Source organism: Luteimonas rhizosphaericola (assembly GCF_029888045.1).
Taxonomy (GTDB): Bacteria; Pseudomonadota; Gammaproteobacteria; order Xanthomonadales; family Xanthomonadaceae; genus Luteimonas; species Luteimonas rhizosphaericola.
Window position 1 is genome coordinate 1 of record NZ_JARXRN010000002.1, and the last position, 7,660, is coordinate 7,660.

At 56.6% G+C, this 7,660-nt stretch carries 8 protein-coding genes; 1 reads left to right on the forward strand and 7 read right to left on the reverse strand.

Annotated elements, in window-relative coordinates; all coding sequences use genetic code 11:
- Positions 1-127: 127 nt before the first annotated feature.
- The 3 genes from QFW80_RS00040 to QFW80_RS00050 form a co-directional block, all read right to left on the reverse strand.
- Positions 128-679, reverse strand: coding sequence for a hypothetical protein (locus QFW80_RS00040; protein ID WP_280598800.1), 552 nt, complete (start codon positions 677-679; stop codon positions 128-130).
- 65 nt (positions 680-744) lie between these two features.
- Positions 745-990: a hypothetical protein gene (locus QFW80_RS00045; RefSeq protein WP_280598801.1), complete on the reverse strand. Its 246-nt coding sequence runs from the start codon at positions 988-990 to the stop codon at positions 745-747.
- Between the two features lie 560 nt (positions 991-1,550).
- Complete coding sequence (locus QFW80_RS00050; RefSeq protein WP_280598802.1) at positions 1,551-1,982, reverse strand: hypothetical protein; 432 nt, start codon at positions 1,980-1,982, stop codon at positions 1,551-1,553.
- 916 nt (positions 1,983-2,898) lie between these two features.
- Between QFW80_RS00050 and QFW80_RS00055 the strand changes: the two genes are divergently transcribed.
- A complete protein-coding gene (locus QFW80_RS00055) occupies positions 2,899-3,036 on the forward strand; it encodes a hypothetical protein (RefSeq protein WP_280598804.1) in 138 nt (45 codons plus the stop codon).
- Positions 3,037-3,697: 661 nt separating this feature from the next.
- Here QFW80_RS00055 and QFW80_RS00060 read toward each other — a convergent pair.
- From QFW80_RS00060 to QFW80_RS00075, 4 genes are all read right to left on the reverse strand, one after another.
- Positions 3,698-4,015: a hypothetical protein gene (locus QFW80_RS00060; protein WP_280598806.1), complete on the reverse strand. Its 318-nt coding sequence runs from the start codon at positions 4,013-4,015 to the stop codon at positions 3,698-3,700.
- A 514-nt stretch (positions 4,016-4,529) separates the two neighbouring features.
- Positions 4,530-4,886 (reverse strand): hypothetical protein, encoded by a 357-nt coding sequence (locus QFW80_RS00065; protein WP_280598807.1) that lies wholly within the window; start codon positions 4,884-4,886, stop codon positions 4,530-4,532.
- A 531-nt stretch (positions 4,887-5,417) separates the two neighbouring features.
- Positions 5,418-5,843 (reverse strand): YbbD-related protein, encoded by a 426-nt coding sequence (locus tag QFW80_RS00070; RefSeq protein WP_280598808.1) that lies wholly within the window; start codon positions 5,841-5,843, stop codon positions 5,418-5,420.
- A gap of 484 nt (positions 5,844-6,327) precedes the next feature.
- Positions 6,328-6,684, reverse strand: coding sequence for a hypothetical protein (locus QFW80_RS00075; protein ID WP_280598810.1), 357 nt, complete (start codon positions 6,682-6,684; stop codon positions 6,328-6,330).
- Positions 6,685-7,660: the final 976 nt, after the last annotated feature.

The window sequence follows — 7,660 nt, forward strand, 5'->3', positions numbered from 1 at the left end:
GTAGGAGGCCAAGCAGATGAGGCTACAAGTTGATCGTAGCTCTGCCTTGAGTGTGCGAAGTAGATCATCTGCGGCCTAACGCCTGAATTAAGCCGACCCGCGAAGCGGGTTCGGCTTGAATGAATTGTTAGGCCGCACTTGCCGCAGCCCGAAGTGGGGACAGCGTCTTAAGCACGACCCTTGCGATTGCTTGCAACTGCCGGAGAGATGAAGCGTACCCGCCGACAGCTATTGTTGAATCAACCTGCTTGAGCGCGTGCTCCTTGTCCGTCTTTGGGCTGCCGGCATGGACGGCGCCCATGACGTTTGCCTCAAAGAGAACAACCTCGCGGACGGAGTACTGATGATCATTGACGATGGTGACAACAGTTTGGAAAAACTGATCCCGGCTGGTGGTATATCGTCGTTTGCCAGGAATGGCTGTGTCGGGGTCTAGGCCATCCTGCACGGTCCAGAAGCTCGGTGCCGGGAAGTCCTTTGGGAGCTCAATTGGCAGCGTTGTTTCAAATGTGAGCTTAATCTTGTGATTCCGATTGACTTGGTCAACAAGCGGGAAGTCGTCCAAGAACAACTTTCGGATAAGAGCGGCTATGAACAAGATTTCATAAGGGTCAGTCTGACCTAGCCGCCTCTCGATGTCTTCGAGCGTTCGCAGGAAAAGTGCTTCGGATTCGGTCATGTGTGGGTGCGGCCTAACGCCTGAATTAAGCCGCGCCGCGAAGCGGCGTCGGCTTGAATGAATTGTTAGGCAGCAGCGGCGACAAACGCCACCCCGCCAGCAAAGCCAGCCACAGCGCCGAACAAGGCTGCGCGCCAGGAAGAGCGCAGCCACTTGGCCAGCAAATGGGCCAAAACTGCAACGGCCAGAGAAATGGCGCCGATGCGCAGTAGCGCGAACTGCAGGTACGGCCAGTCAATGGCTTGGTAGTGGACGAGCATTGTTGCGATGAAAATGCCGCCGAGCACAAGCATGGACGCCACGCCGGCCATCAATGCCAGTGGTGTGGCCGGGCTAGTGTTTGAGAGTTGCGACATAGCTCTTCTGCTGCCTAACGCCTGAGTTAAGCCGCGCCGCGAAGCGGCGTCTGCTTGAATGAATTGTTAGCGCCGCCCAGCGCAACCGCGAGTGCGGCCCCCGCGGCGCCGTAGACGAATTGGACAAGAGCAAGCCCAGCTGACGTGGCAGCTAGTGTTGGAAAGTAGTCTCGTGAAAGGACGCTAAGCATTTCCGAGCTCTTGATAAGACTGGCGAGAGCCGCTGCAATCCCGCCACACAGGATTGGGCGCCAAGACGCGGTTAGGCCGACCAGGAACCACGGTACAAGAATGATGAACAACTCGTACGCTCGCGATCCTACGATCTTTGAGAAGCTGATCCAGAATTCTGTGGAGAACGTCACCGTATCCGGTTGCTGCCTTGCAGCCCACACCAGTAGAGCCCAGACAGAGATTCCGAGCCCAATGCTAAGTATGGTTCGCATCAATCTCCCCTGCGGCGCTAACACCTGAATTAAGCCGACCCGCGAAGCGGGTTCGGCTTGAATGAATTGTTAGACCTTGCAGCGCACAAGCTCAGACGTGAACTCGCCAGCTTCCCAGTCGTTTTGTCTCCAACGAAGGGTATCTTTGTCGAAGATTACAAGGTGCCAAGTGACAGGGTTGCCAGCGCCATCTAGCCGCGTCTCCCCATGAAGGCTGACATGCAATTCCTGTGGCGATGAGCCCAGGATGTCGTAGTCGAACACCTTGCGTAGGTCTCCGTCACCTGCCTCTGAGACCTCTTGGTGCGTCGCCCTCAGGATCCTTCCGCTCTTGTGGAAGGAGAATGTTCTTGGATTGGTGGAGCACTCATCTACTTCAGAGAATCCCCACTCTCCAGAGACGACTGAATACGGTGGACTGGTCGCGCCCTGAAATGTGGTGCAGCCGCTGGCGGATGCAGCAATAGTAGCCGCCAGAAAAAGCGTGATCTTGGTAGGCATGTAGTGATGTCTCATGCAAGGTCTAACGCCTGAATTAAGCCGCGCCGCGAAGCGGCGTCGGCTTGAATGAATTGTTAGGCCACACACCAGTGACACATACCCACGCGTCTTGCTTGGCTATAGCAGGATTACCGTCAGTAGACTGGAACTGCCACCACTCACCAACGCAAGAACTCTTGTCTCGCCTGCACAGCATGAGGCTACCACTTGGAGCAGAGAACCACTGCTCAATTGGATAAGTTTCGCGCCCCGCGGGAAAATTTGGATTGGCGCCCGCCAATTCTTTAAGCAGATTTGCATTGGCTGGGGGCACAGCTATCTGCCACGGCTCTGATGTTCCGTCGCCGCAAGGAAAGGGAAGAGTAGGTTGTGGATACGTTGAGCAGCTAGCTAGCGCTGTTGCTGCTACGAGAAGCACTAGTCCTTTCATATGTGGCCTAACGCCTGAATTAAGCCGCGCCGCGAAGCGGCGTCGGCTTGAATGAACTGTTAGGGCTGCGGACCCGTGGACCCAACCCCGGTTGGAGGAACTGTACGACAAAGCGGCCGGGGGCACAGGCTTGCCCCGGGACCTGGCGGGAAACCCGTTGCGGTGCACAATTCCGTGAGCCAGCGGCTTACGCCACGAGCGATCGGGAACGAAAGTGCTGTGGACGGTTCTGGAGCACGGAGCTTGCACCGATAACCAACGGCGCCGGAAGCCAACGCAAAAACGTCAATTCCCCGTCAGCCCTAACGCCTGAATTAAGCCGCGCCGCGAAGCGGCGTCGGCTTGAATGAATTGTTAGCTCTCGCCCGTTGATGTGTAACGAGAGAGCTCTACGGACACGCCGGCCTGGGCCGCTGCCTGCAGAAGCGCCGGCTCAAGCACCACAGATTGTACCCATGCGTCGCTTGCCTCGACTCCGAAGTCCAGGTGAGCAGCCTCGACCTCCTGGCTGGCGGTGAGTTGTCGGAGCCACCCGACATGCTTGCGGAGGAACACAATGGCTTCGCTCTGTTGCGCGGCGAATTGATCCATTCCTGCTCGGCTCACGTCGAAGCAGAGGCCTGAGTCTTCGTGGATCTTGGACTTCGGGTTGCCCGGCACGTACGGGTCACCGGCTCTCCAAGAGCGATATGGATGGGCCGGTAATGCACCCAATCGATCTAGGTCCAAGGTCTTTCCCGAAATTCGAAGTACACACGACATTGTTTAGAGAGCTAACGCCTGAATTAAGCCGACCCGCGAAGCGGGTTCGGCTTGAATGAATTGTTAGGCACCAACTGTGCGAAAGCTACACATAGCTCCGATGCCCGGCTCATGTGAACTCACCGATCTTTACAGCTCATCCATCCTTGCTGATGCGCAGATAGGGAAGCGGAACCGTCATAGCAGGAATCTCGCTCTTCTTGAAGATAAGAGAACAGGTCATCCCGAAGCGAGCAGGTAATCTGGACCTTGAACGGGCTGCCGCCGCTGCCACGACAGTCGTTGTTGAGCCGCTGTGCTAAAACCTGAAGGTTGCTAGTTGACACACTCTCTATGTCTTTATCTATGTACTCAAAGAGAAGGTCAATCGACGATGGCTCCTAGGCAAAGGCGCTGCCCGTTGCTAGAAGTAAAATTAAAGAGAAGGCTGATCGCTTCATTTGTCCGCCGCTTTGTAAATGGGATTGGTGCCTAACGCCTGAATTAAGCCGCGCCGCGAAGCGGCGTCGGCTTGAATGAATTGTTAGGCCCCAACCGATTCATCCAGACTCACTCCACAGAATGGGCAGTGAGCAACTGGCCGAAAGAGCAGGAAGCCTCGCTTGCCGAAGTATGTGTACTTAGCACCTATGTTGCCCTTGCAACGCGGGCAGCGCACGAGAAACCGATAAGCGAACCAGCCCGAAATGGCCGCGACGGCCAGCACGAGCGCAAGAGCAATTGGCCAGCCTGGCAGGAAGAAGTACGTAGCCTGGGCGGAGAGAATGGCGAGAACAGCCGTACCGACCATAGCCAGGAAGTACCTGTTCTTCTTCCTTGCCAGCAATTCGCGGATCGTCATTCGGGGCCTAACGCCTGAATTAAGCCGCGCCGCGAAGCGGCGTCGGCTTGAATGAACTGTTAGCGCCCATCCCGCCTGTCCTCCGGGATCTTCTTGACGCTGTTTACGTCAATGATAAGTAGTCTACCGCTTTGGCTGTTGCTCTCCCGGTAGACGTAGACCCCGGTGAGCTCCGCCCTGACCTCAAACTTTGGCACTGCAAATCCTTCGTGCCCCAGACTCACAAGGCGCGAGTAGGCGCGGTCGCCAACGCTAGGTAGTGGATCAAAGCCAACAAGTTGATCGGCATTTACTCGCTGGTACTGACAGTTGTACAACGACATTCCGTGTCGCGTAACAAACAAGCACGCATCCAATTTGACGACCTGCCCCTCGTATGTCTCTGGTGAAGCAATAAGCTGATCAACGCTGATCAAAGGTCGTTTGGCCCGCGAAGAACTTGAGCATACGGCAAGGCCAACCACGAGCATCAACAGAAGAACACCATGGAGCTTCATGGGCGCTAACGCCTGAATTAAGCCGCGCCGCGAAGCGGCGTCGGCTTGAATGAATTGTTAGGCCCTATGCCGAAGAACCAGAAGAGCAGCCCCGCGACGGCACCAGAGCCAATGATACCTGCGACAAAGTTCCAGTACGGATAAGCGTACAAAGCGAACGGAACGACAAGCAGTGCACCCGACAACGTCACTTGCCACCAAGCCAGCCACCCCAACTTGCGCAAGAGGAAATAGGTCGGCGCGCCGAGAACCACGGCTACAGCAATTGCCAGCGGCAATGTGATGATTAGGCCAATCACCTCAAAGAAGATGACGCCAGATGCAGTTCCTACGATCACCGCAGACAAGATCAAGCCGCCGAGTACTCTGACCATAGGGCCTAACGCCTGAATTAAGCCGCGCCGCGAAGCGGCGTCGGCTTGAATGAATTGTTAGGTTGCGCCCACGCGATATGGGTGTGACGGGTTGTCCGCGATGAACCTTGCGACCTCGCGGCTGTTGCCCGGGAGAGAGGGCGTTGCCCTACGCGTAGTTGACGGAAAGCGAAAACCCGCCTGGTACAGAAGCTCCACCGCCTTCCAACCGTCGAGATTGCGCCGCAGCGGAGCTCTGAAACCGCGGCCCATCTCCGAGAGTGGCTTGCGACACGTGGGACAGGGCGACGGTGATCCATCTGTGCGGAGTACTCGCTTAAAGCTCAGGCGGCATTGAAAGCAAGCGTGCGCCACGAGGTACTGCGGGCCGCGCAGGAAGGCCGCGGGACCTGCAGGGTCATGAAGCGAGCGAGATCCGATCTTACGCCGGACCTCCATCCTTCTCGTCTTTTCAGTGCGTGACGTCATATCTGCGCAACCTAACGCCTGAGTTAAGCCGCGCCGCGAAGCGGCGTCGGCTTGAACGAATTGTTAGCGGGCATAGGCGCGCCAATGCACACCCCGCCTGCCCGTCTTTGAGATGCCGACGAACGCAAAATCCGGCGATGCATCAGCCTTGCACTGGTAGAGCGAGTATGAAGAGGAAAGGCTGCTCTCGGAGGGCCACCACGACCGGTCGAAGTGACTTGGAGCTGTGTCTGCAAACGTTACGGAGCGGCAATGCTCGGGCAATTGCCAGGCTCCGCCCGGCGGGATGTCGAACGCGAGAGCGCTCGCATTTGAGTCCAAGTTATGAACCTCTCGCAGATTGACGGCTGTTTCGGGAAGCCACGCAGGCACCCAGCCCTTAGTCATATCCACGTCCGCCAGAGAGTCGTATGACGCGTCTAGGGTGTCGTTGAGGCAACCGACCAACAATAGGCAAAAAGCGACTTTGAGCGCGATGAACTTGGACATGCCCGCTAACACCTGAATTAAGCCGACCCGCGAAGCGGGTTCGGCTTGAATGAATTGTTAGGGCTCACTGCGATCACCTACCAGCGCGGTGGCAAGCGGATGGGCACCAAAGCCCAGTGATACGAATCGCATCTTAGGCGACCAGAGGGCGGCAAATCCCGTAGCTCTTGCCAACAGGAGTGAGTGACCTGGAGCAACGGACGTCCGCTGTAAGGAATAGGGGCTGGGGCAAAAGAAGGTCTTAGCGAGGGAGCTGAGCGAGTACTGGTTATTGCGTGTGGCGCACTGAAGGAAACCACCTTTGAAGTCCGGGTACCTTCTATCTCCATCAGGCGCGTAGCGAATGCCAATTGCCCGCTGAAACTCCGTAGGCAGCGAGTAAGACTCATCGTCCTCCAGCCAGATGCGGCGGTCCGAAAGTGGGCGCGGAACTGTAAAAGCCCAGAGGCCATAGCGATGCAACATGTGAGCCCTAACACCTGAATTAAGCCGCGCCGCGAAGCGGCGTCGGCTTGAATGAATTGTTAGGCCCTATGCCGAAGAACCAGAAGAGCAGCGCCGCGACGGCACCAGAGCCAATGATACCTGCGACAAAGTTCCAGTACGGATAAGCGTACAGAGCGAACGGAACGACAAGCAGTGCGCCCGACAACGTCACTTGCCACCAAGCCAGCCACCCCAACTTGCGCAAGAGGAAATAGGTCGGCGTGCCGAGAACTACGGCTACAGCAATTGCCAGCGGCAATGTGATGATTAGGCCAACCACCTCAAAGAAGATGACGCCAGATGCAGTTCCTACGATCACCGCAGACAAGATCAAGCCGCCGAGTACTCTGACCATAGGGCCTAACACCTGAATTAAGCCGCGCCGCGAAGCGGCGTCGGCTTGAATGAGTTGTTAGGGCCCTAGCCCGGATAGCCGGGCCCGATTCGGCGAGCCTGCCACGAACGCTCGCATCTCCGCAACGAACCGATCAATGCTGGCGGGGTCAGTGCGGTTAAAAACAGACGCCTTCTCGTAGCGATCAGAGCGACCTACAGGATAGGTTGACTCAAGCGTGGCCCAGATACCCAGATGACCGAGATTGTCCAAGCAGGTGAACTCCAGCAAGCAAGTGCCGGTACCGTCACTACCAAACTTGTAGTTGAGGCTAGACGATGTGTCAGTAGGAAAACCTGCCAGTGAGTCAGCGAATTTTAGATGCTCGTCCTCGTAGCCCCAAGCGGAAGTGCTTGCGCGAAAGTGACCGTTCTCAACGCTGAGCCAATAGCGAACAAGTCCGTCACCGTCGTGCTCCAAAGAACTCTCAAGGACTAGCGCTGACTGCATAGGGCCCTAACGCCAGAATTAAGCCGACTTGGCCGCGCTAGCGGGCAAGTTCGGCTTGAATGAATTGTTAGGTGTGCGGCTAGTCACCGTGGAACCATACGTAAGTATGAGACTTAGACGCGCCCTCAACTAGCGAAAGCACCGCCTGAAGGTGACTTTGCCAGCGGGGATTGTCAATGGCCGGCAACAGGCTACGAATCTCTGATGCCAGTATGGGGATCTGGAGTTGATTGAAGCAGGCATCCCCGGCTGGGTCTATGAAGCGCACGCAAGCACTGCCGGTTTGCCGAAACAGAAGACTGCTCATCTGGGCAAGTGCATCCGAGTCCTCAACGGTAGCGAGGATCGCGCCAAGCTCATCCCTCCAGTAGACGTTTATTCCCATCGCACACCTAACACCTGAATTAAGCCGACCCGCGAAGCGGGTTCGGCTTGAATGAATTGTTAGGCCTCAAGCTACACCCGAGACTTGCGGGCGACAAGCCAA

What these genes read in the sequence shown, in the direction of transcription:
- QFW80_RS00045 (WP_280598801.1), bottom strand. Translation starts at nt 990, where the DNA reads ATGGCCGGCGTGGCGTCCATGCTTGTGCTCGGCGGCATTTTCATCGCA.
- QFW80_RS00065 (WP_280598807.1), bottom strand. Translation starts at nt 4,886, where the DNA reads ATGGTCAGAGTACTCGGCGGCTTGATCTTGTCTGCGGTGATCGTAGGA.
- QFW80_RS00075 (WP_280598810.1), bottom strand. Translation starts at nt 6,684, where the DNA reads ATGGTCAGAGTACTCGGCGGCTTGATCTTGTCTGCGGTGATCGTAGGA.
- QFW80_RS00060 (WP_280598806.1), bottom strand. Translation starts at nt 4,015, where the DNA reads ATGACGATCCGCGAATTGCTGGCAAGGAAGAAGAACAGGTACTTCCTG.
- QFW80_RS00050 (WP_280598802.1), bottom strand. Translation starts at nt 1,982, where the DNA reads ATGCCTACCAAGATCACGCTTTTTCTGGCGGCTACTATTGCTGCATCC.
- QFW80_RS00040 (WP_280598800.1), bottom strand. Translation starts at nt 679, where the DNA reads ATGACCGAATCCGAAGCACTTTTCCTGCGAACGCTCGAAGACATCGAG.
- QFW80_RS00070 (WP_280598808.1), bottom strand. Translation starts at nt 5,843, where the DNA reads ATGTCCAAGTTCATCGCGCTCAAAGTCGCTTTTTGCCTATTGTTGGTC.